The following is a 22,161-nucleotide window of genomic DNA, read 5'->3' on the forward strand; positions in this document are numbered from 1 at the left end:
CGTAGGTAAAAATCTGCCCGCGCCAAGCCCTGATCACAGCCGGTTTTTTATTCAGCCGAACTCCTTCGCGTCTCCGCTGGATAAATGCCTTGGGTATTCGCTTTGCGTGCCCGATTAGCTCAGTAATGCGGGGGGCGCTCGTCGGAGGGCATGTCTTTGGCGTCAGCCATGCTTTGCAGGCGATTGCGGAGGTTTTCCGATTCGCGGGTAAGCTTTAGAAGCTGTTCGGATTGGCGGTAAATTTCGCGGTCTTGCTCCTCGATGTGTCGCTCCAGATAGGTCAGGCGAGATTCCAGGCGGATGATAGCGTCTTGTTGGTCGTCGGATTCCACGATGGCGAGAGTGGGGCGAACGATTGAAAATGAAAGATTAAAGTAAGTAGGCTCAGTCAGAATCATCGAATTTAGCCTCCCCATCAGAATCTTTAATTTTTAATCTTTTTCCTTTAATCTCCACCCACTACGGTGGGCGATTATGAATTCCACCACCGCCCATGCAATCCTTGGCGTCCGCCTTTGCGCGCTCTTTATCGGCGTGCTGGGTCTGTGGCTGCTAGTTGCCAATCTGGTCGAGGGATTTGGCGATTTTAACCCGTCCTACATCGCTTATTTTCTAGTGAACCAAGTCGCCCGCCCGCTGATCGCGGTCGTGCTGGGGCTGTTGTTGTGGGCCTTTAGCGGTCCGTTGGGGCGTTTGCTGGGGCGAGGCCTTTCTTAATCTGCAATGCGCGGCGTTTTGCGTAGTTGCGGGTTGATTTGTGGGCTGTTCAGTTTGCTGGTGCCGTTGGCATGCTGGGCAGAGGCGGTTGCCGGAAAAACTGACGTTGGCCAACCAGCCGAGCCGATTGTCGACAACCCGGACACCTTTTGGGACGAGCGCCTGATGCCGCTCATCGCCCCAATCATTGAGCAGGCCAATGCTTGGGCACCAGTGGAAAACATTAACTGGAATGGCATTGCGCTGCCACCTGAGGAGCCGCTTCGCCCACCAGGCACGAAGCTCGACATCGAGCCTGAGCGCTTGCGGAAGTTAATGGATCAACTCAATCTCGACCATCCTGGCTTGGAGCAGGTCCGCGAGTATTATCAGCAGGACGACCTTGATCAGGCCGGTTTGGCGCTGGTGGAGTATTATCGTGCGCGCAAGTGGGCGGATGTTTTTTACGACTCACAGCCCGCAAACCACCTCGACTACATCATCGTGGAAATGGCGATGATCGACATTTTTACTCAGGGGCAGGTGTTTGGGCGTCAACCACGCCGGGCTGATGGTCTGCTGGACTGGAAAAACGGCGGCCCGCGCGATGACCCCGAATGGGCGTGGTGGATCAATCGCATGGGTTATCTTCAGGCAGCGACCGCCCTGTGGGAAGCGACTGGAGGGCGGCGTTACGCGCAGTTCGTGAATGACCACTTGGCGGACTGGGTCCGCGCAAATCCCTATCCGGCAGTCCGTTCCTTTTCTGCGCAATGGCGTCCGCTGGAGGTTGCGCGCCGGATCGATAAGTCTTGGCTCGACGCGATTATCCGCCTGAGCGACTCGCCGGATTTTACGCCTGAGTCGCGCTTACTCATGCTCTCCAGCATCCCCGACCATGCAGACGCGATGCTCAATTACCCGTCGTTCTCTGGCAACCACTTGCTCACAGAAAAGGTGATGCTTGCCGAGCTTGCGATTGCCTTCCCCGAGTTCAAGGATGCGCCTATTTGGTTGGAGGACGCCGTGCAAACCGTCGTTGGTTTAATGGCCAAGCAGGTTTACCCTGACGGTGCCTACGAAGAGTTGACGAACCATTACCAACTCGTTGCGCTGGGGAGCTTTCAGCGCTTTCTGGAGCTGCTTGAGAGCGGCGATCAAACGGAGCTTATTGACAGCGTGAAGCCCACAGTGGAAAGCATGTGGAACTACTTTGCCTACGTGATGCGGCCCGATGGCATGGGCCCACTCAACAACGACTCAGACCTACAAAATAATCGCGCTGAGCTTGCCCAGTCTGTCCCTTGGTTTGACCGGCCAGACTGGGTTTACCTGGCCACTGCTGGTGCTGAGGGAACTGAACCGGCGGGCCCGCCGTCGCGCTTTTTTCCCTATGCGGGCCACGCGATCATGCGGGACGGTTGGGATGAGCAGGCGCAATGGGCGTTCTTCGACATTGGCCCCTATGGCAGCGATCACCAGCACAACGACCGGCTGCATTTATCCGTCTCTTTCGGTGGCAAGGACTTCCTTGTCGACAGCGGGCGCTACGACTACACACCGGGCACGACACGAGATTATTTTAAAGGCCCGCATGGCCACAACGTTGTTCTTCTGGATGATCAAGCGCCCTTGTCCGGCCCGAAAAAAGTCTCCGCCCCTATGCCCGTCACGGCGGAAATCACCTCAGCAAAAGACATCTTCGCGGCCAGCGTAAAATTCCCCGCCCGGCCACTTCTTGGACAAGGCCCCCGTATGCACAAGCGGAGGGTCGAATACCGTCGTGGCATTGGCTGGATTGTGACGGACGAAGTGATTGCTTTTGGGCCTACGGAGGTGTCGGTTCGCTGGCTGTTTGCCCCGGATCGTGAAGTGGAAAAGACCACTGACGGACTGCGCACGGTGGACCCGGAAGGCGCGAATCTGCGGATGGCACTCATGAGTGACAAGGATTGGGATGTGCAACTTTACTGCGGTCAGGGCGAACCCGTGGAGGCGGGATGGCAAAGCACGCGCTTCACGACACGGCAGCCTGCGACGCAGGCAATTTATAAGACGATGATCAGCGGGCCAACGACCTTTACATGGATCATCGCACCGAGCGATGCGAACTGGAGCAAGCTAAGCGCTGGCACAGTGGCTCAATGAGAAATCTGCTGTTGCAGACTATTGAGGATGAGGTCGTTGACGTAGTTGAGATCCTCGCACTCCTTTAGCAGCCGCATGTTGAGCTGCTTTTGGAACTCAGTGCCAGGGTAATTGCGAAGTGCGCGGATTTGGGATCCGCGCATCTGACACATCCGGCGGAATTGGGCATGCTGTTCGGTCATCTTGACCAAGGAAGTCTGGACGAACTGGCTGAGGTCTGCCTCGCTGGCGATTCCTATGCGTGCGCGTTCAAGCATTTTTACCACGTTCTCATTGTGGAACTTTGCCCAACGAACTAGGCTGATGTTGGAGAGCCCTGTGGTGCTGACTTGCTTCGTCGGGTTACTGTAAATACGCTCCAAGAGCACGAAGCTTTCGTTCAGAAAGTGTGAATGGTCGTGGTAGCGCCGGTTGGCGGAGGCCAAGTGATCGAGCTCGGCGGGTATCCATTCGATTTGGTCGTCAAGGCAGGCGCTGACTCGTCTTGGTGTGGAAAATTTTGTGCCGCGCACGGCAAAGTCGTTGGAGTCAGAGAGTTCTTCGATGTAACTGGCGACGCCAATTACGTATTTGTCTTTTTCCGCAACGAGGGCACTGCCACTGTTTCCCAGCGTGAAGCCTGCATCGGTCTCCACTTCGTTATCACCGATGCCTGTAACCGCACCCTTGAGCAAGGTCACGCGGCCTCGGCCTTGCGAGTTGCCACACACGGTGAGCTTCTCGCCAATAACTGGTTGGCGGAACCCAGTGAGCGCCGGGGGGCAGCCGCTTACGAGCATGCGGGCAATGTCGCGTCGGTTGGAGACTTCGAGGGTGAGGGGCTCAAACGTTTCGCCGCTGAGCAGGCGGATGATCGGCTCGCGCATGCCGTCGATCACATGAAAGGCCGTGTAGCAATAGACGTTGTCGCCCTCCCGCAAAAGAAAGCCTGAGCCTGCGCCTTCGGGGCTCTCAATCAGGCAAACGTAGTCCTCGGGTTTCTGGGCAAGGGGGATGTCGGCGCAGGCATGGGCTTGGCGCAGGGCGTCGATTTCCTCCATCAAGTCGATCTGCGAGCCGCGCAGGAGATCGTCACTGGATTCGCCGGGATTTTTAATGCTCCCCATGACCAGCTCGAAATATTTTTCGGGAAATACGCACGTGGCCACGGGGCTGACATCCGGCATGGCCAGGCTGAGCTTTTCATCCTCTCGCTTGAGCACTGGGTATGATTCGCCTTTGGCGAGGACCGCGTATTGGAGGTTGGCGTCGAGCTGCAGGTCACGCGCAGCAACGAAGGTTTTTCCTTGGACGATGCCGGAGGGGCTTTTATCGATTTGCTTGGCTGTACGCACGATGCGCGTTTTGCCGTCGATCTGGACTTCGATGAACCAAGCGTCGGTTTTTTCCCACGCAATGGGGTGTGCGGTTTTTGCCGGAACGCTTACGGACGCGGCTCCGGTCGGAAAGCTGGCGATAAAGGACTGCCGCGGCTGTGCGGACCAGACGATTTCTGCCCAAGCACTTGGCACGCTCAGGAATACAAGCCAGCAGAGATATGCGAGGAATTTGCTTCTCCCAAGGGGGGGGCTTGCTGCATGCTGGCGGCTTCTCATGATTTTAGTGTTTCCTTTGTCCTAGTATGCTGTCCGACAAATTGCCCATACATTCGATACGCGTCCAGTTGAAAAACTCGCTGGAGCGGCAAATCCCGCGGGCTATTTTGCAAGCGCCGACGGGTTCGGGTAAATCGACCCAAGTGCCCCAGATGCTTCTGGATGATGGGTTGGTGGCACCGGGCCAGCAAATAGTGGTTCTGCAACCACGTCGCCTCGCTGCGCGTCTGTTGGCCAAACGCATTGCCCATGAGCGCGGCGGACAGCTCGGCGGGGAAGTGGGCTATCACATCCGTTTTGACCGTAACTTCGGGCCGGAAACCCGCATCAAACTTGTTACGGAAGGCGTTTTACTCCGTCAGATGCTGAGCGAACCTACCTTGCCCAAGATCGGTGCGGTTATCTTTGACGAATTCCATGAGCGACACCTTTACAGCGATTTGGGCATCGCAATGATCCGGAAACTCCAGGAAACGATTCGGCCTGACCTGAAAATCGTCGTGATGTCCGCCACGCTCGACACCGATGCATTGGCGGACTATCTCGAACCCGCCGAGGTGCTTTCCGTCGAGTCGCGCGCCTATCCGCTGACCATTGAATATTCTGCCGGCGCGCAAAAAGTTGCTGGAGCTCCAGTCTGGGAACAGGCCGCGCATCATTTTGACCGTTTAGCCAAAACCCATGACGGCGATTGTCTCATTTTCATGTCCGGCGCGTATGAAATTCGCCGCACGGTGGAGGCAATCCAGACGACTGGCGCGGGTCGTGGTTGCCTCGTCTTCCCATTGTATGGAGAGCTGCCGCCTGATCAGCAGGATGCCGCTGTTGCCCAGTATGATCAGCGTAAAGTGGTCGTTGCAACTAATGTCGCCGAGACCTCGATCACCATTGACGGCATACGGCTGGTTATCGACAGCGGGCTGGCGCGCATTGCTCGCTATGACGCCCATCGAGGTGTCAATACGCTGCTTATCGAGAAGATCAGCCGCGCCTCTGCTGATCAACGTGCCGGTCGTGCGGGTCGCACGGCACCCGGCCATGTATTGCGTTTGTGGAGCGAGAATGAGCATGCCCACCGTGAGGAGCGCGAAACCGCGGAAATTCGTCGTGTGGACTTGAGCGAAACCCTGCTCTCGCTCGGGAAGAGCGGGATCACGGATTTTCGCGCATTCCCGTGGTTCGAGCGGCCAACGGAACCCGCACTCAAACGTGGCATCGAGCTTTTGTGGGATCTTGGCGCATTGCGTCGCAAAGAAACGTTTTCAGACAACCCGAACGAGGAATATGTGTTGACCGACATTGGGCGGAAGCTGGCGGATTTCCCCTTGCACCCGCGTTGGGCTCGTTTGCTTCTGGCTGCGCACGACGAAGGTTGCGTCTGGCATGCCGCGCTGTTGGCCGCTTTCGCACAGGGGCGGGCTATCTTGTTGCCGATCAAGGATCGCCGTCAACGTGAAGAGCGTGAGTCGATTCTCGGCGATGCGCACTCGGACTTTTTCCATTGGCTCTCGGCTTGGGGCATGGCGCGCAAGCAGAACTTTAACCACGGGTTTTGCCGCCAGTGGGGCATCCACGCCAATGCCGCGCGGGAGGCTGATCACGCCGCCGAGCAATTCCGCCGCATCGCCGAAGGCCAAGGCCTCAACGCTGGGCCTGGGCCATTGGACGAAGATGCCCTGCGCCGCTGTCTGCTGATGGCCTTCTCCGATCATCTGGCCAAGCGGGATGGCCGTGGCACGCTGCGCTGCTCGATTGTCCATGGTCGCCGAGGCGAATTGCGCCGCGAAAGCGCGGCTCGTGACGCCGAGCTCTTCGTGGCGGCTGAGATTGATGAGATCGAAACGCGCGGCGAAGTGAACATCATCCTGTCTCTCGCTACGGAGATCGAAGAGGAATGGCTGCAAGATATTTTTCCGGACGACTTTGTGACGAAAAGCGACGTTGTTTATGACAAGGAACTGCGTCGAGTCGTCCGCCGCGAAGAGCGTCGTTTTCGCGATCTGGTGCTGTCGGCGACGGATCGCGGTGAGCCCTCCAGTGACGAAGCCGCCGCCCTGTTGGCGCGTGAGATCGTCGCCGGAAAACTGGAGCTGAAGCGTTGGACGAGTCAGCGTGATGACTGGATTAAGCGCGTGAATTTTGCATCACAGAGTTTCCCGGAATTGGAAATTGAACCCATTGACGCCGATGCGCGGGCGATGATCTTGGAACAGTTTTGCTATGGCTGCGTGAGCTACAAGGATATCCGCGACAAGGACCCGTGGCCGTTCCTCAAGGACTGGCTGACGGGCGAACAACTCGCCGCACTAAACTACATGGCTCCGGAGACCTTCGACCTGCCGAATCGTCGCAAACCCGCGAGCATCCGCTATGAGCCCGACGCGCCCGGTGGCCCGCGTGCTGTGATCTCCAGCAAGCTTCAGGACTTTTACGACGTCGATCAAAAGATACTCACCCTTGGCGGTGGACGCATCCCGATGGTCATTGAAATGCTCGCCCCCAATGGACGCCCTTGCCAGATCACTGAGGACCTTGTGAACTTTTGGAAGACATCCTACGAAGGCGTGAAAAAAGAACTCCGCGGCCGCTACCCCAAGCACGAATGGCGCTAGCCAGCGTCCTCGCTGGACCGGAGAGTTTGCGCATGGTGTGAATGGCTGTGAGACAGATTTTGGGTGTGAATAACTCGGTGAATAAGCAGTGAATCGGTTCCCCTTGCGCTGGGCGAAAACTGGGTTCAAGTTATTGGGCTTTTCCCATGCCTGCCGATCCCGAATTTGTCCATTTGCACGTCCACACCGACTACAGCCTGCTTGACGGCTGTAGCCGCACTGACCGTCTGTGCGAGAAGGCGGCGCAGCTCGGCCAAAAGGCGATCGCGATCACGGATCACGGCGTGCTCTTTGGGCTGGCGGACTTTTACAAGAAGGCGGATAAGGCGGGCGTTAAGCCGTTGCTCGGCTGCGAGATTTATTTGATTTTCGAGGACGAACTGGGCCAAATTAACGAAGAAAAAGCCAAGCAGAAAAGCCATCACATGGGCTTGCTGGCGCGAAATTTCAAGGGCTACCAGAACCTAACGAAGCTCGTCAGCATGGGCCACACGGAGGGCTTTTACCGCAACCCGCGCGTTTCGCGTCGGCAATTGGCGGAGCATTCCGAGGGACTGATCGGCTTTTCGGGCTGTCTGGCCGCGGTCATTCCGCAGCGGCTGATGGAGGGAGATTACGCCGGAGCCAAGGAGGCGTGCGGTTGGTTCGTTGATCTTTTCGGCAAAGAATTTTTCTTCATCGAGTTGATGGATCACGGCATCGAGGAGCAGCAGCGGATCATTCCCGGATTGCTCAAATTGGCGGCGGAATTTGATTTGAAAATCGTCGCCACGAACGACGTGCACTACGTCAACTCGGGTGACTGGGCACCGCACGATTCGCTGATCTGCATCCAGACTGGAGCCAAGCTGCATGACGAGAAACGTATGCGCTACGACAGCCAGCAGTTCTTCCTGAAGAGTCGGGAAGAGATGGCTCAGGTTTTCGACCGCTACGACAAAAATTGCCTCGTCAACACCAACGCCGTCGCCGAGATGTGCGAGGTCAAGTTACCTTTTGGCGAGGACCATTACCCAGTTTACGAGCGTGCGATTGAGATCACGTACCGTGAGGATGAGGACAATTTTTCGCGCATTCTGGGTATTTACGAGGTTGCCAAAAACACCGTGCTCACGCGTGACGGTGAGAACCCAATCTCGCTTAGCGATGAGCAGCGGACGACCTTTCGCAAGAACGGACTGTACCTGTTTGAGCTCTGCAAAGAAGGTGTCAAGGAGCGCTATGGCATTGACTACGACGTCTATCGCGCCGCGTCTGATTTAGAGGATGATAGCCCCGAAACAAAGTATGCGCGCAAGGTTTGCGACCAACTGGATTATGAGCTGGCGATCATCATTGGTACGGGGTTCATCGACTACTTCCTGATCGTTTGGGACTTCATTAAGTGGGCGCGTGACCGCGCAATTCCGGTTGGTCCCGGGCGTGGTTCTGGTGCGGGCTGCGTGGTGGCCTATGTGCTGAAAATTACCGACATCGACCCGTTTCGCTTCGGCCTACTTTTTGAGCGAATGCTGAACCTGGAGCGCGTTAGCCCGCCGGACTTCGACGTGGATTTCTGCATGCGCCGCCGTGACGATGTGGTGAACTACGTCCGCGAAAAATACGGCAAGGATCGGGTGGCGAACATCATCACTTTTGGCACCTTCGGGGCGAAGATGATTGTCCGTGACTTGGCTCGCGTGAACGACGTGGCCTTTGCCGATGCCGACAAAATCGCAAAGATGATTCCGGACGAGCTGAACATCTCGCTGGACGATGCCGTGGAGAAATCTGCCGAGCTGCGCGCGGAGATCAAGATCAACCCGATTGCGAAGAAAATCATCGAACAGGGCAAGGTGATCGAAGGCATGGTGCGTAACACTGGTAAGCACGCGTGCGGGATTATTATTGCGGACCAGCCGATCACAAACCTGATCCCCGTGACGCTGCAGGAAGGCGACCTGACAACCCAGTATCCGAAGGGGCCAAGCGAGGATTTGGGCTTACTCAAGTGCGATTTTCTGGGGCTGAAAACGTTGACCGTTATCTCTGACGCGCAAGACAACGTACGCCGTTTGCCGGGCATGGCGGACTTCGATATCGAAAAGGTGACGCTGGAAGACCCGGTGACTTTTCAACTGCTCAAGGAGGCAAAAACCGTCGGCGTGTTCCAATTGGAGTCTGGCGGTATGCAAGGGCTGTGCCGTCAGCTTGAAGTGTCGTCCATCGATGAAATTGTAGCGCTCATCGCCTTGTATCGCCCAGGGCCGATGCAGTTCATTCCGCAATACATTAAGGGCAAGAAGGATCGCAGCACGATCCAGATTCCGCACCCGTTGTTGAAGGAACTCGTTGAGGAAACTTACGGCGTGCTCGTCTATCAGGAGCAGGTGATGCAGAGCGCACAGATCATCGCTGGTTACACGCTCGGGGGCGCGGACATCCTCCGCCGTGCGATGGGCAAAAAGATCAAGTCGGTCATGGACGCCCAGAAAGATATTTTTATCAAGGGTGCCAAAGAAACCAACGATATACCGGCAAGTAAGGCGGCGGAAATCTTCGGGATTTTGGAGAAATTTGCACAGTATGGTTTCAACAAATCACACTCGGCGGCCTACGCGATGTTGTCCTATCGGACGGCTTACTTGAAGGCGAATTATCCCACGGAGTTTATGGCTGCGGTGCTCTCTTCTGAGTTGGGCAACGCAGACAAGGTTTCGCACTTCATTGAAGAGGCCGAGACGATGAAAATCGAAGTGCTCGGGCCAGATATCAACGAATCGCGCGAGATGTTTACTCCCATTCGCGAAGCGGATGGGAAGGTTAAAGTTGAAAGATCAAAGGTTAAAGAAGAGGTCGATACTAACGGCCAACCTTCAACCAATGATTCCGAAGCTTTAACCTTTGATCTTTCAACTTTAAGCTCCGCCGAAGGCGGCGGTCGCATTCGGTTCGGTATGTCTGCTATTAAAGGCGTAGGCGATGCCGCGGCGAAGGTCATTTTGGCTGAGCGCGACGCGAACGGACCGTTCGAGGATTTCCATGATTTTGCTTCACGAGTGGACATGAAGGCGCTTAATCGGCGCGTGCTGGAGTGTTTGATCAAGACCGGCGCCTTTGATTACTCGGGCATGGATCGCCAGCATCTGCTCGATTCGCTGGAGGGCATTCTCGCCGAGGTCTCAGACTTGCAGAAAGACCGTGAGACCGGGCAGGGCAATCTGTTTGACATGCTGGCGGAACCCGAACCCGAGCCAGGCGGGGCGTCCAACGGCGGACACTACGACACGCGCGGGCCGAAGATGACGCAGACTGATAAACTGCAGTCGGAAAAGGAGTTGCTCGGTTTTTACGTGTCGGGCCATCCGATGAACGCCTACGCCGGCCTTGATGATATCATTAATAGCTTCGGGCCCGATGAGGAACTGAAGCACTGGGATCGCGAGAGCTTTCGTTTGTGCGGTGTTATTAACAATATAGCCAAGAAACTGACGAAAAAAGACAACCGTCCTTGGGCGTTTTTTACGCTGTCAACGCGTCGCGCGGCCTACCAGATCAACGTCTTCCCGGACGCCTTTGAGCAGAATATGCACAATCTTGAAAACGGCACCGTGGTCTGTGTGGAGGGCGAGATACGCTTCGACAGTGAGCGTGAAGAAGTGCGCCTGAACGCGAGCCGCATTGCTAAGTTGGATGCATCACTGTCCGCCTTTATCGACTCAGTGACTTTTTACGTGGATAACGATGCGGCGCGACTGGACCACTTTGTGCACGAACTGTCGGATTACCTTCAACACAACGAAGGCCCGACGAGCGTAAAGTTGGCGATCCTCACGTCACCGGAAATGGCGCTGCATGCAGACTTGGGCGTCTCGCTCAATTGCCAATTGCGCCCAGACGCCTTTAAGCGCCTCAGGAGCGAGTCTTGCGTTCGCTGGGTCCACGGCGAAGCTCGGGCCTTAGCCGAGCCGCCCCGCCCCAAGTGGGATCGAAAGAAGTAAGCGATAAGTATGGCGGCTCAGGAGGATGATGTTCCGGCGTTTCTGAGTTGATCTCATGGTCAAAGTATTTATCAGGTCTTTTAGATTTTGTTGGTGATAATAATCACAAAATTATTGCATCATTGAATGAATAGGATAAGAATCCTGCATGAGCGAATCGTATGAGCTAATAGAAAAGCGTAAGGATTTGGCCCAGACTTATCTTTGTAATTTCGATGAGCACAGAGTTGATCAGCAAAAGTATTATTCGAAGAAGGCGGGCTCCTTACAAAATCGTAGTCGGATGATCAGTTATTTGATCATAGTTTTCAGTGCTTGCATCACTTTTCTCCAGAGTGTTGTGGTCGTGAGTGATGATCCAAATGTTGTTTTTGAGTATATGGTTCTATTTATCGGAATAGCTATAACTATGATTAAAGGCTATGATTCCATATGGAGACCAGGTGATGTCTGGCCATTGTATCGGACGGCTTCTGAACTTATTAAAAAAGAAGTCCGTTTATTCATCGCAGGTGCAGGTGATTATTCTGATATTCAAGATGAGCGATCAAAATTTTCTTTTTTTGCATTAAATATAGAAAAAATTATCAGCGTAGAGCGTACTGGGTTTGATGGACTGTTTTCTCGGGAATGACATGAATGATCGAATTAAAATATTTATTAGCCATAAGCATAATCAACGGCGGTTGGCGTCAGATTTTCAAAAAAACATGGGGAGGCTTGCCCCTGATCGATTTGATTTTTTTGCTTCATCTTCGGATGTAAACCCCGGTGCGGATTGGGCTAATTTAGTGCAGGAAAAGATTAAAAATGCGGATTGGTTGATCGCGTTAATGTCTCAATCTAGCAATCAGGATACAGATTTTATCGTGCAAGAAATTTCAGCATTTGATACGCTTTATAAAGATGATAGCAGTAAGTTAAGGATAGTTATCCATGAGGATGGAAATCGGAAGAATTTCTTTCAAAATCTACAGCAATTTCCCACAACAAAATCCGGATGTAAGGATTTTCTGCGATTTGTGCTCTCAACTCCAAAGGATGGCGCTGTTAATGAGCGTTCGCTAGGATTTAATCGATACATTGGTGACGACGATTTCGAGCTGGATCGTGAGTCATCAAGGCTTTGGGAGATTCTTCGATCTAAACCTGATCCTTTTGTCTTGGTGCCTAAAGCATATTTTCGCCTGAATCGGGATGAGGTTTCAATGTTGGAAAGAGAGGAAATGCCATCAAGCATGAGCGTTGTATTAAACAGAAACGCTGCCGATATACACGGGCTTAAGTTGACGCAAAATAGCGCCATTTGGGAAGGGTGCTTTGGGGATATGGTTAATTCAATGAATGAAGTTCAGAAATCATGGTTGCCCCAGTCTGCTTTTCTTATGCGAAAGCTCATAAAAGCAGAGGAAACCCAGTCGGCATTTATATTGTATCCTGACAATAAGAATATGAATTACTACACGCCAGTAGTTAGTGAATTGTTTAAATATCAGTCGGGGGAAATTGAATATGAGTTGATTTATTTTCCAGTGGAAACCGGATTCTCGAAATATGGAAAGGGCCAATCTGATTTGGATGTTTTGTTCCATCTTTTGACTTTGTGTTTCCATATGAAGTGGCGAATCTTAGATCGTTATCTTCCGGATGTATCTAATTTGGCAGGTATTGAAAGGCATAATATAAACGAGCTAACTGAAGGGCAGGTTAAAGAAAGGGCTGATTTGCATGAGCGAATTGTAATAGATTTCAAGAAAATACATGCGGATTCTGCGGCCAGAGGAATAACCAATCCTGATATTATTCTAAGTCTGTTTCAGGAAGGCCAAGCCTCGGATTTACTGAAATGGTTTCACGATTGGGCTAATGTGTATTTTAAAATTGAAAAAAACAAAGACACTATGACTTCTGTTGAGATGGAAGTCGAATTAAAGAAAATGAACAGCATTTATTCCCATTGCCTTGGGGCATACGCACATAGATTGGCTGACGTATCATCCTAGAATGATGATTCCCAAGAAATGAACCAAACATAAATTTTGTAACTCTTTCACGGCCCACAATTGAAGCATCTGCGTTGAGAAATGGCTTTGAAGGCTACACTCACCGTAACGCTTCCCAGAGGCGGCGGGCTCGTTCGAGGAGGGATTGGCGGGCGGTGGCGACTTCGGCTTCGCGGGCGCGGAGATTTTCGTTAGCAATTTGGGCGAGATGATCGAGGTTGTAGAGATAGACGTTGGAGATTTCGTCTACGACAGGGTCGATATCGCGGGGTAGGGCGGTGTCTATCGCGATGAGCGGCTGGGTGGGTCGATTTTTCATGATCGGCGTGAGCAGCTCTGCGGTGATAAGCGGTTGGGAAGATGCGGTGGCACCAATAACGATATCCGCATGGATGAGCAGTTGGGGGAGTTTGTCGAGGCTGGCGGCGGCACCGGTAAACTGGTCGGCCAAGGTGCGGGCACGTTCGAGGTTGCGGCCAGCGACGATAATGCGCTCAGCGCCACGACTAACCAGTGCCTGCGTTGTTTTTTCTCCGACCTCACCAGAGCCGAGCAAGACGACCTGTGCCTCAGCAAGATCGCCACAGACACGCAGAGCAAGCTCCGTCGCGACATTGCCAATGCTTACCTGGCCTTTGCTGACGCCGGTATGGGTGCGCACCCATTTGGCGGCTTGGAAACTTTTCTGGAAAACGCGGTTGAGGACTTGGCCAGTGTGCTTCTGGCCAGCTGCTTGGGCGTAGGCCTCCTTGAGCTGTCCGAGGATCTCATTTTCGCCAACCATTTGTGAATCGAGTCCAGAGGCGACTTCGAAGGCGTGGCGCACGGCCTCCTCCCCCGTTAGCCAGTAGCTGTGCATTTCGAGCTCGGTAACGGGCATACCATGGAGGGTGGATAGTTGGTTGAGCAGCGGTGTACGCAATTCACCGCTCGCGACGCCATAGATTTCGACTCGGTTGCAGGTGTTCAGGATCAGGCATTCGTCGACTGATTGCTGGGCTCGCAGCAGTTGCGCGAGCTGTTGGGCGCGCACGACGTCGAGCGCCAGCCGTTCTCGTACCTCAATTGACGCGGTGCGATGCGAACTGCCCAAAACGAACAGCGCTTTGCCTTTAATGGTGTGCATCGTCGAGGTAATCCACGCCGTGAGCAATAGGCAGTGCCGCAGTGCGGTGCGTTAGTGGCCAGAGAGAAATCAGCGCGACAATAAAGAGCGCCAAGCACATTCGCGCAAAGTGCCTCGCCACGAGCTTCTTGCGCTGGCGCTGGAGCATGGTGATCAGGTAGGCTAGCCAGACGCCCATTGCAATGGTGAGCTTGACGAAGCCCACTGCTCCAGGTGCCTGCGCCCAGTTGAGGAAACCAATGGCCACGGCAATTGTCAGTAGCGAGACGCCGAGGGAAATGAGTTTGGCGTTAATGACCTCCAATTGGCGAATTGCAGGGAGCATGCTAAACCAGCCGCCAGTCTGCTTGCGGGCCAATGCTCTGTCTTGGAGCAAATACATGAGCGATGTCAGCGCCAAAACGGCAAAGACGCCGTAGCTGAAGATTGCGAGCACCGCGTGAAAACCGACCCAGGGGCTGCCAGTGATTTCCAGCGGTGGCCCTTCGTCATCCCAACTAGCCACGGCCAGCGAGACAAAGGACAGACCAAAGCCAAAGGCCGAGGAAAAGAAGTTAAGCAGGCGTAATTGGAACATCTGCCGCAGAATGAAGTTGAGTGCGACAGAGGCCCAAGCAAGGACTTGGAAGACCTCAAAAGTGTTCGTCAGCGGGATAGCGTGGACTTCCAGCCCGCGTACATACAGCCCGAAGCTTTGGAAGACAAAACCGCCGATCAGCAGCGCCAAGAATAGCAAATGAGGATACTCCTTGCGTCGGAGCAGCGGAATCAACGCAAAAAGAAACGCCAAGCCGTAGAATACACAGCCAGTGCCCGTTAATGCACGATCTTGCCAGAAGTTCATTCGAGTGAGGAATGCGGTTTGCCAATTGCGGAATTAGGAATTTCCGCACTGGGAATCATTAAACTCAAGGACTTTGCGCACTTCATTGTGCAATCCACTGGTCGATGCGCCCGTTGAGGAATTTGATGAGGGGGGGGGAGGCGTTGAGGCAAGGGATCTGGGCGAATTCCTGGCCGCCAGCTTTAAGGAAGGATTCTTTGCCCTCCATGGAAATTTCTTCCAGCGTTTCGAGGCAGTCTGTGGTGAAGGCCGGGCACATGACCAAAAGTTTCTTAACGCCTTTAGCTGGAAGCTCTTCCAAAACAAAATCGGTGTAAGGCTTAAGCCAGGGATCGCGTCCTAGGCGAGACTGGAAAGAAACACTGTGTTTTTCCGCTGGGATGCCAGCTTTGGCCACGATGGCGCGCGTGGTTGCAAAGCACTGATGCCGATAGCAGGTGTGGTGTGCGGGGTGACAGCTCTCACAGCAGTCTGGGCGGGCCAGACAGTGAGCGTGCGAAGGGTCTCCTTTGCGCAAATGGCGTTCGGGAATGCCGTGGTAAGAGAAGAGAATATGGTCGTAGCCTTGGTCAAAATAGGGTTTGGCGTTGGCGACCATGGCTTCGATGTAGTCTTCGTCCTGATAAAATGGCTGGAGCAGGGTGACGTCCATGGCGGGTTTTTGGGCGGCGATCTCTTCCATTACGCGCACCACGACGGTTTCGTAGCTGCTCATGGCATAGTGCGGATAGAGCGGCATAACGAAGAGCCGGTCAACGTCTTGGGCGATGAGCTTGCCGATGACCTTAGCGATGGCAGGCTCACCATAACGCATGGCCAGCGCTATGGGTATGTCCCGCCCAGCTGCGACGAGATCACGCTGTTTCTCGCTTACCGTGACGAGCGGTGAGCCTTCGGGCGTCCAGATGCGCTGGTAGGCTGCGGCGGTTTTGGGGGGGCGCGTAGGTAAGATGAGTCCGCGGACAATTGCATTGCGGACTAGGGGGGGGGAGTCAATGACCCGCTCATCCAGAAGGAATTCCTTGAGGTATTCCCGCACGTCGGGGACTGCGGTCGAGGCCGGGGAGCCTAGGTTGAGCAATAGAACGCCAAGTTTTGCCATGGCTTGAATGAAGCACGTGTATTCTAGGAATCAACCTCGAATGCTATGTTACGTCCTGTGCGTTCCTTAGCAGAGTTTCATAAATGAGGATTCGCAAGATGGGCGTGGCCGGCTCACAGCACAGTGTTTTGGAGTTTATTCGATCTTTCGATACATTTTTCGATTATTGTAGTGGGAAGCCAACTTATCTAAATGGAATCTCCCGATTGAATGTATCGGTAATGTTATTGAGTTTATAGATGGAAAATTATTGATTAACCGTCGATTTCATAAGCTATTGGTTAGTAAAGTGTAAAACCGCTAAAGATTGATTCGGTCTTTTTTAAAAGCTTGATCTAAGGGAATAAATCTATTTTATCTACACCGTTGCCATTCTTTTCGACTGGTGGCTTTCCAAATAAATAATCATACAACACCTGAATATCATGAATACTCAATCCAAGAAGGGTTTTACACTCGTTGAAATTATGATCGTGGTTGTCATCATCGGCCTCTTGGCTGCTATGGCGATTCCTGCGTTCCAAAAGGTTCGTGAACAGTCCCGCGAAAAGGCGATCACCAACAACCTTCGTCAAATTGCTTCCGCTGGTCAGCAGTACATCCTTGAAGAAGGTGTTACTCAAGTTACTTACACCTTGCTCGAAGGTGACTACTTCGCAGCGATCCAGAATGTTGCTGACGAAACTTACACCAGCATCATCGTTGGCGAAAACGGTGGCACCATCACTGCTTCGACTTCCGGTGGTATGGAAGTGGTCTTCACCTACTAATTCGTAAAGAATTTGCTTTTCGACGAGCCGTCCTTCGGGGCGGCTCGTTTTGTTTAGTGACAGCGCTGGGATGATTCTCCAATGTGTTGGCATTCCATGATTTCCACTCTTTTTCAAATTGGAGGTGACGTGCTGCAGTCGCGGGATAAGCGGCTAAAGTTGTTGCTCTTTATCGCCCTGGGAGCGTTTGCTGTTTACTTCGGCTTCTTCCATTACAGCGCGATGCGTTCAGTTGGCCTGATCAAGCATTGGGGCTACTATTTCATGCTGGCGATCTTGCTGGCCTTTATTTGGGAAACCTACTGCGTGACCCGTGCACGCTGGGCGGACTTACTTCCCTGGCTTCGCCAATATTTCAATTGGAAGTTCTGTGCGGTGCTCGGTGTGCTCAGTATTTATCTGTGGACCAGTCAGGAAGTGGGTTACAAGGTTATCATGGACGAAATCAACCTGCTCGGTACGTCCATGTATCTGCACTTGGACAAGCAGGCGATGTCGATTCTGCGGGGTTACGAGCTTAATGGCGTGTTTTTGCCGTTGGATGGTTTTGTCGACAAGCGGCCGCTCTTTTACCCCTTTCTGGTCTCATTGATCCATGATTTCACGGGTTATCGGCCGGAGAATGCTTTTGCGCTCAACCTGACGCTGATTCCCGTAGCGCTGATTCTGTCTTACGTGCTGGGCGTGTTGGTTTCGAATGCCCGCGGCGGATTGTTGGCGATGCTTCTGCTGGCCTGTTTTCCGATGTTTAACCAGTGCTGTCATGGCGGTGGTTTTGAAGCCTTGAATGTTGTAATGATATTGGTGGTCTTCCTGGCCTCATGTCTTTATCTGCGAGAACCCAGCCCAGGTTTATTGAGCGTTTTGTGTCTATCGGCGGTGATTCTCGCCAATGTACGCTATGAATCGGTCTTGTTCATCCTGCCAGTGGCCTTGGTGATCATGACGGGTTGGTATCGCTCGCGCGGGGTAATCTTTTCCCGAGGATTTTTCCTGACGCCTATTCTGCTGGTGCCAGTCCCGATGTTGTATCGGGTGTTTGAAATCGATCCGGAAAATACTTGGCAACTGGGGTCCAAAGAGGCGGCTTCCCCCTTTTCACTGGAGTTTCTGCCACGTAATCTAGGCCAGTGTGTATCGATGTTCTTTGATACGGGTCACGAGCAGCCAGTGTCCGTTTTTCTTTCGACTTTTGGACTCATTGGCATGATCCTCTTTTTGGTGCTGTTGCTGCGAAAGGCGCGGGAAAAGTCTCCGATCAAGGCGGAATATTTAGCGTTGGCCTTTACGAGTTTAGGGGTGCTGATGCTACTGGGCCTTCTTCTTCTTTATTTCTGGGATTTCGACGATAACATGACGCGGCGTTTGGCCTTGCCAATTGTGGTGTTGATGATTTTTCCCGGCGTGGCGTCTCTGGGTTCACTCAAGCGTGCAGCCAAAATATTTCCTTGGGTTTTTGCGTTAACCTGCCTCGCGCTAATTGTGGAAGTGGCACCGCGTTATTCCAAAGACATGTTTACCAAGGGCTATGACCCTGGCGCGGTAACCAATTGGAAACGTGAGGTGATTCGTGAGCATGAGGGCGAGTATAACCTCTTTATCGACATACCCGGTCTCTGGGTGACGCATGAAGTACCCGCCATTACTCAGGCACGGGCAATCGAGAAAAAGGAACTTTTGAAGTTCCACCTGAATAATAAGACCTTCGATCACATCTACGTGGTAGAAGGTTTCGTGAAGGACTTTTCTGATGGAGTATTGAGAGGTGGGCGCTTTGCCCGACTAGACGATGATTTCGTACTCGAGCCGATGACCCAGAAGACCTTCAATAACGTGATCTTCATCCGTATTTCTGAAGTGGTGGATATCAAGGCTGAAGAACCAGACTGGATCAAAGAGCGCTTTGAAATGAAAGCAGATGAAGGGGAGACTCGTTCAGAACAACTGGACTTCATGCGCTTACAGCAAAAGCGCTTGGCTCGACTTTTGCCATAAATTCTCGATGGACCAGACTGATTTCGAGTTGGATGTAGTGATCCCCGTTTTTAACGAAGAAGACGTCTTGCCGGAGCTTCGCAAACGATTGACTGCGGCTCTGGATAAGGCATCGACTCGCTGGCGAGCGATCTTGGTGGATGATGGCAGTGATGACCGTTCCCGAGAAATGATTCAGCAATGGGGACAAGAAGACTCCCGAATCATCCTTGTCGAGCTTTCACGTAACTTCGGCCATCAGTCGGCGATTACGGCGGGTATTAGCTTTGCCAGCGGGCAAGCGGTGGCCGTTTTGGATGCAGATTTGCAGGACCCACCTGAGTTGTTGGACGAGATGATGGCTGCTTGGAGGAAAGGCGCGGAGATTGTGGTAGCGCGTCGTCGCACTCGGGCAGAAACGGGCTGGCGTCGTTTGGCCTTTGGCTTTTTTCATTTATTCTTGGAACGCTTTGGGAGTTTGCCCTCGTCCGCGAATACTGGCGTATTTGGGTTGATGGATCGCCGCGTTGCTCAGCATTTTCAACGCCTTTCGGAGCGACACCGATTCTTTCCAGGTTTGCGTGACTGGCTCGGCTTTCATCGTCAGGAAGTACTCTATGATCGTGAGGAGCGCGCCGCTGGCACCCCGAAGCAAAGTCTGAGGCGATTGATTTCTTATGCGTTAGATTCTATCTTCAGTTTTTCCTACCAGCCTCTTCGTATGATGACCTGTCTGGGCTTGGTCATTGCGTTAGCAGGCTTTCTTTTAGCGGGCTATTTCATTACGAAGCGTCTCTTGGGCATCGAAATCGCTGACACGGGTTTCACCACGTTGGTTACACTTATTTTGGTGCTGGGTGGATTCAACTTGATCGGCTTGGGGCTGGTCGGTGAATACGTAGGGCGGATCTATGACGAGGTCAAAAATCGGCCGTTTTTTATTGTGCGCGCGACCCATGGTTTTGCGTCTGACGAGGGGAGCGTCTCAATCCGCAGCGGCGAGGAACCTCGCAAATGAGCGAGTCTAGGCAACCCGCACGGCTGGTGGAGCCGATGCGTTTGCTGCGTGCACTGTTGGTCGTCGGACTACTGGGCGTCTTTGGTCTGTGCGCACTCTACAGTGCGGTGAATAAGGCACCCACCTTTGATGAGGGCATTCACCTGACGGCGGGCTACAGCTATTGGCAATCGAATGACTACCGGCTCCAACCGGAAAACGGCAATTTTCCTCAGCGCATCGCTGCGATCCCGCTGCTTTTTCAGCCCATAAACCAGTTTACCCACGATCATACCTTCTGGAAGACGGGGAACGTTTGGGATCTGGAATGGATATTTTTTTATGTTATTGGAAACGATCCTTATTGGATGCTGTTCACTGCCCGAGCAATGATGGTCGTGGCCGCGATGCTGATTGGGTTACTAGTCTTCTTCTATGCTCGTCGATTGTGGGGCTATGGTGGTGGAGCGCTTGCGCTAACCCTGTATTGCTTTAATCCCGACTTCCTCGCGCACGGTCGCTTGGTCACTTCTGATGTTCTGGGCGCGGGTGCCTTTCTCGGGGCTATCTGGGCGTTGTCGTGGCTGCTGAAGCGGATCTCCTGGTTGTCGATTGGGCTAACCGGTGTCGCGTTTGGTTTGTTGGCCGTGTCGAAATATTACGCGGTGCTGATGGTCCCAATGGTCCTGCTGCTCGTTGCCGCACAATTATATTACACGAAGGAGACGCCGCTGCTTTTGCGGGGAGAACGCGTGCTGCAAGGCTGGACATCTCGATTGGGCGCGATGATTGGTGCGCTGGTTGCCACGGGCTTGATTGCATGGATTGTGCTTTGGAGCTTTTATGGTTTCCGCTACACCGCCTTTAATGACGACCTACACTATGGGCAGTTTTTTGAATCATGGGAAAAGCTTCAGCCGGACAATGAACTGATTGGCGCGGGCATCGACTTGGCGCGGGAGTATCACCTTTTGCCTGAGTCCTACGTCTATGGCTTCGCGCACGTAATCAAACACAGTGAATCGCGTGACGCCTTTTTGGCGGGGCAATACAGCTCGACCGGCTGGTGGTATTTCTTCTTGGTTTCTTTTTTGGTGAAAAGCCCCACGGCCTTGCTGGCGATCCTACTTCTGTTGCTAGTCATACTGTTGTTGGATAAGAACAAGAGGCGCTGGTTACGGCGGAGTAAGACCCTGCCGGGCTGGGTGCCACTGATTGTGATGGCCTTGGTTTACGGTGGGGTGGCACTGACCACGACGCTCAACATTGGCCATCGGCACATCTTGCCCATATACATCGTGCTGTTTGTCCTGCTAGGTGGCCTTTGGCGAGTTGCACGGACGCGCGGCGCGCCCACAATGGCTTTACTGCTGGTGCTGATTGCTGGCTATTGCGTGGAGTCAATCAGTGCGTTTCCGCATTATCTGACGTTTTTCAATCGCTTGGTGGGGGGACCGGAAAATGGCCACGTTTTGTTGGTGGACAGCTCATTGGATTGGGGACAGGACCTCTACCTGCTCGACGATTGGCTAAAGGAGAACAACTCCGGGGCAGATCGAGACACCGTGACGCTGTCTTACTTCGGGTGGTCGAGTGTCACTTATCTCCAGATGGATGCTCGCTACTGGGAAAGCCGCGGGCTCTTCAATCGCGAGTCTTATGATGTTACTCGACTTGAGCCTGGTCTATTTGCGATCAGCGCGACAATGCTCCAAGGCGTTTACGACCCCATCTATTCCAATTGGGATCAGAAGTATGAATCCAGCTATCTCTTTTTGATTTCTGAGATGAGCCGCCTCATCAAGGCGTCACCTAATCTGCAATCGGCGTTGGCTTTTGTGAACCGCGAAGGCCCGAAGAAATGGTATAACAAAATGCGGAACTTCGAGCATTACCGTGCCTGGCGCTTACGATTGCATCTTCTGACCCGAGAACCTGAAGTGGTGTTGGGTAATACGATTTTCATTTTCCGTCTAACTGAGGACGACGTGAAGGAAATGCTGATCATGCCTGAAATTGGTTTTCCGGACGATTTTCCTACGAGAAAATTATTCGATCAATGCCGATTCCTTGCCGAACAACTTGAAAAAAATGCATCGCCCAATCAATAGCGCCGTCAGTGCAGTGGCGCTATTGGCGCTATTCACGGTGGTTATTGCCCTGACGTTCGAGGATTACGGGATTAGCTGGGACGAATTTTTTCGCTGGGGGGGGGGGGACTCTAAGCTCGCCTACTACGAGGCCCTGGTTTCCGGTGAGAACGAACGGGCGATTGAGCTGCGTTCGGCTACTGACCATTACCCTGGGTTTTATG

16 protein-coding genes are annotated in these 22,161 nt (G+C 53.2%); 11 read left to right on the forward strand and 5 right to left on the reverse strand.

Translation table 11 applies throughout. The features are described from left to right. Window positions 1–119: 119 nt before the first annotated feature. Window positions 120–398 (reverse strand): SlyX family protein, encoded by a 279-nt coding sequence (locus IE065_RS05820; protein WP_189512800.1) that lies wholly within the window; start codon window positions 396–398, stop codon window positions 120–122. A gap of 76 nt (window positions 399–474) precedes the next feature. Between IE065_RS05820 and IE065_RS05825 the strand changes: the two genes are divergently transcribed. Further along, window positions 475–717, forward strand: a complete 243-nt coding sequence (locus IE065_RS05825; protein ID WP_189512804.1) for a hypothetical protein — start codon at window positions 475–477, stop codon at window positions 715–717. A gap of 6 nt (window positions 718–723) precedes the next feature. Further along, window positions 724–2,844: an alginate lyase family protein gene (locus IE065_RS05830; RefSeq protein WP_189512806.1), complete on the forward strand. Its 2,121-nt coding sequence runs from the start codon at window positions 724–726 to the stop codon at window positions 2,842–2,844. Here IE065_RS05830 and IE065_RS05835 read toward each other — a convergent pair. Next, window positions 2,838–4,439, reverse strand: a complete 1,602-nt coding sequence (locus IE065_RS05835) for a S1 family peptidase (protein WP_189512808.1) — start codon at window positions 4,437–4,439, stop codon at window positions 2,838–2,840. The genes IE065_RS05830 and IE065_RS05835 overlap by 7 nt on opposite strands. Window positions 4,440–4,465: 26 nt before the next feature. On the opposite strand from IE065_RS05835, the gene hrpB reads away from it, so the two are divergent. From hrpB to IE065_RS05855, 4 genes are all read left to right on the forward strand, one after another. After that, window positions 4,466–7,051 (forward strand): ATP-dependent helicase HrpB, encoded by a 2,586-nt coding sequence (gene hrpB / locus IE065_RS05840; RefSeq protein WP_189512810.1) that lies wholly within the window; start codon window positions 4,466–4,468, stop codon window positions 7,049–7,051. Window positions 7,052–7,197: 146 nt separating this feature from the next. Then, window positions 7,198–11,031, forward strand: coding sequence for a DNA polymerase III subunit alpha (dnaE, locus tag IE065_RS05845; RefSeq protein WP_189512812.1), 3,834 nt, complete (start codon window positions 7,198–7,200; stop codon window positions 11,029–11,031). A 148-nt stretch (window positions 11,032–11,179) separates the two neighbouring features. Beyond that, entirely contained in the window at window positions 11,180–11,665 is a 486-nt protein-coding gene (locus tag IE065_RS05850) for a DUF4231 domain-containing protein (RefSeq protein WP_189512814.1), read from the forward strand. Window position 11,666: 1 nt separating this feature from the next. Beyond that, window positions 11,667–13,034: a TIR domain-containing protein gene (locus IE065_RS05855; protein WP_189512816.1), complete on the forward strand. Its 1,368-nt coding sequence runs from the start codon at window positions 11,667–11,669 to the stop codon at window positions 13,032–13,034. Between the two features lie 100 nt (window positions 13,035–13,134). Here the strand turns inward: IE065_RS05855 and hemA are convergent, their stop codons facing one another. The 3 genes from hemA to hemH form a co-directional block, all read right to left on the reverse strand. Next, window positions 13,135–14,160 carry a glutamyl-tRNA reductase gene (hemA, locus tag IE065_RS05860; RefSeq protein WP_189512818.1) on the reverse strand — a complete coding sequence of 342 codons (1,026 nt, stop codon included), beginning with the start codon at window positions 14,158–14,160 and terminating at the stop codon, window positions 13,135–13,137. Beyond that, window positions 14,147–15,004: a cytochrome C assembly family protein gene (locus tag IE065_RS05865; RefSeq protein ID WP_189512820.1), complete on the reverse strand. Its 858-nt coding sequence runs from the start codon at window positions 15,002–15,004 to the stop codon at window positions 14,147–14,149. The genes hemA and IE065_RS05865 overlap by 14 nt, the downstream gene beginning before the upstream one ends. A gap of 82 nt (window positions 15,005–15,086) precedes the next feature. Further along, window positions 15,087–16,106, reverse strand: a complete 1,020-nt coding sequence (hemH, locus tag IE065_RS05870; protein WP_189512822.1) for a ferrochelatase — start codon at window positions 16,104–16,106, stop codon at window positions 15,087–15,089. Between the two features lie 425 nt (window positions 16,107–16,531). On the opposite strand from hemH, the gene IE065_RS18255 reads away from it, so the two are divergent. The 5 genes from IE065_RS18255 to IE065_RS05895 form a co-directional block, all read left to right on the forward strand. Further along, window positions 16,532–16,876 (forward strand): type II secretion system protein, encoded by a 345-nt coding sequence (locus IE065_RS18255; RefSeq protein WP_189512824.1) that lies wholly within the window; start codon window positions 16,532–16,534, stop codon window positions 16,874–16,876. 96 nt (window positions 16,877–16,972) lie between these two features. Then, the gene (locus IE065_RS05880) at window positions 16,973–18,871 is read left to right on the forward strand and encodes a glycosyltransferase family 39 protein (RefSeq protein WP_189512826.1); all 1,899 of its coding nucleotides are present in this window, start codon (window positions 16,973–16,975) and stop codon (window positions 18,869–18,871) included. Between the two features lie 7 nt (window positions 18,872–18,878). Next, a complete protein-coding gene (locus IE065_RS05885) occupies window positions 18,879–19,868 on the forward strand; it encodes a glycosyltransferase family 2 protein (protein WP_189512828.1) in 990 nt (329 codons plus the stop codon). Then, window positions 19,865–21,958, forward strand: coding sequence for an ArnT family glycosyltransferase (locus IE065_RS05890; protein ID WP_189512830.1), 2,094 nt, complete (start codon window positions 19,865–19,867; stop codon window positions 21,956–21,958). Before IE065_RS05885 ends, IE065_RS05890 begins: the two co-directional genes overlap by 4 nt. Next, a partial coding sequence (locus tag IE065_RS05895) for a hypothetical protein (RefSeq protein WP_189512833.1) occupies window positions 21,939–22,161 on the forward strand: 223 nt, incomplete at its 3' end. The genes IE065_RS05890 and IE065_RS05895, both read left to right, overlap by 20 nt.

This window comes from Cerasicoccus arenae (assembly GCF_014651635.1).
GTDB lineage: Bacteria > Verrucomicrobiota > Verrucomicrobiia > Opitutales > Cerasicoccaceae > Cerasicoccus > Cerasicoccus arenae.

Bases quoted from the DNA above. Each gene is read 5' to 3' on its own strand.
- IE065_RS05820 (WP_189512800.1), bottom strand. From the start codon at position 398: ATGATTCTGACTGAGCCTACTTACTTTAATCTTTCATTTTCAATCGTT.
- IE065_RS05825 (WP_189512804.1), top strand. From the start codon at position 475: ATGAATTCCACCACCGCCCATGCAATCCTTGGCGTCCGCCTTTGCGCG.
- IE065_RS05830 (WP_189512806.1), top strand. From the start codon at position 724: ATGCGCGGCGTTTTGCGTAGTTGCGGGTTGATTTGTGGGCTGTTCAGT.
- IE065_RS05835 (WP_189512808.1), bottom strand. From the start codon at position 4,439: ATGAGAAGCCGCCAGCATGCAGCAAGCCCCCCCCTTGGGAGAAGCAAA.
- hrpB (WP_189512810.1), top strand. From the start codon at position 4,466: ATGCTGTCCGACAAATTGCCCATACATTCGATACGCGTCCAGTTGAAA.
- dnaE (WP_189512812.1), top strand. From the start codon at position 7,198: ATGCCTGCCGATCCCGAATTTGTCCATTTGCACGTCCACACCGACTAC.
- IE065_RS05850 (WP_189512814.1), top strand. From the start codon at position 11,180: ATGAGCGAATCGTATGAGCTAATAGAAAAGCGTAAGGATTTGGCCCAG.
- IE065_RS05855 (WP_189512816.1), top strand. From the start codon at position 11,667: ATGAATGATCGAATTAAAATATTTATTAGCCATAAGCATAATCAACGG.
- hemA (WP_189512818.1), bottom strand. From the start codon at position 14,160: ATGCACACCATTAAAGGCAAAGCGCTGTTCGTTTTGGGCAGTTCGCAT.
- IE065_RS05865 (WP_189512820.1), bottom strand. From the start codon at position 15,004: ATGAACTTCTGGCAAGATCGTGCATTAACGGGCACTGGCTGTGTATTC.
- hemH (WP_189512822.1), bottom strand. From the start codon at position 16,106: ATGGCAAAACTTGGCGTTCTATTGCTCAACCTAGGCTCCCCGGCCTCG.
- IE065_RS18255 (WP_189512824.1), top strand. From the start codon at position 16,532: ATGAATACTCAATCCAAGAAGGGTTTTACACTCGTTGAAATTATGATC.
- IE065_RS05880 (WP_189512826.1), top strand. From the start codon at position 16,973: ATGATTTCCACTCTTTTTCAAATTGGAGGTGACGTGCTGCAGTCGCGG.
- IE065_RS05885 (WP_189512828.1), top strand. From the start codon at position 18,879: ATGGACCAGACTGATTTCGAGTTGGATGTAGTGATCCCCGTTTTTAAC.
- IE065_RS05890 (WP_189512830.1), top strand. From the start codon at position 19,865: ATGAGCGAGTCTAGGCAACCCGCACGGCTGGTGGAGCCGATGCGTTTG.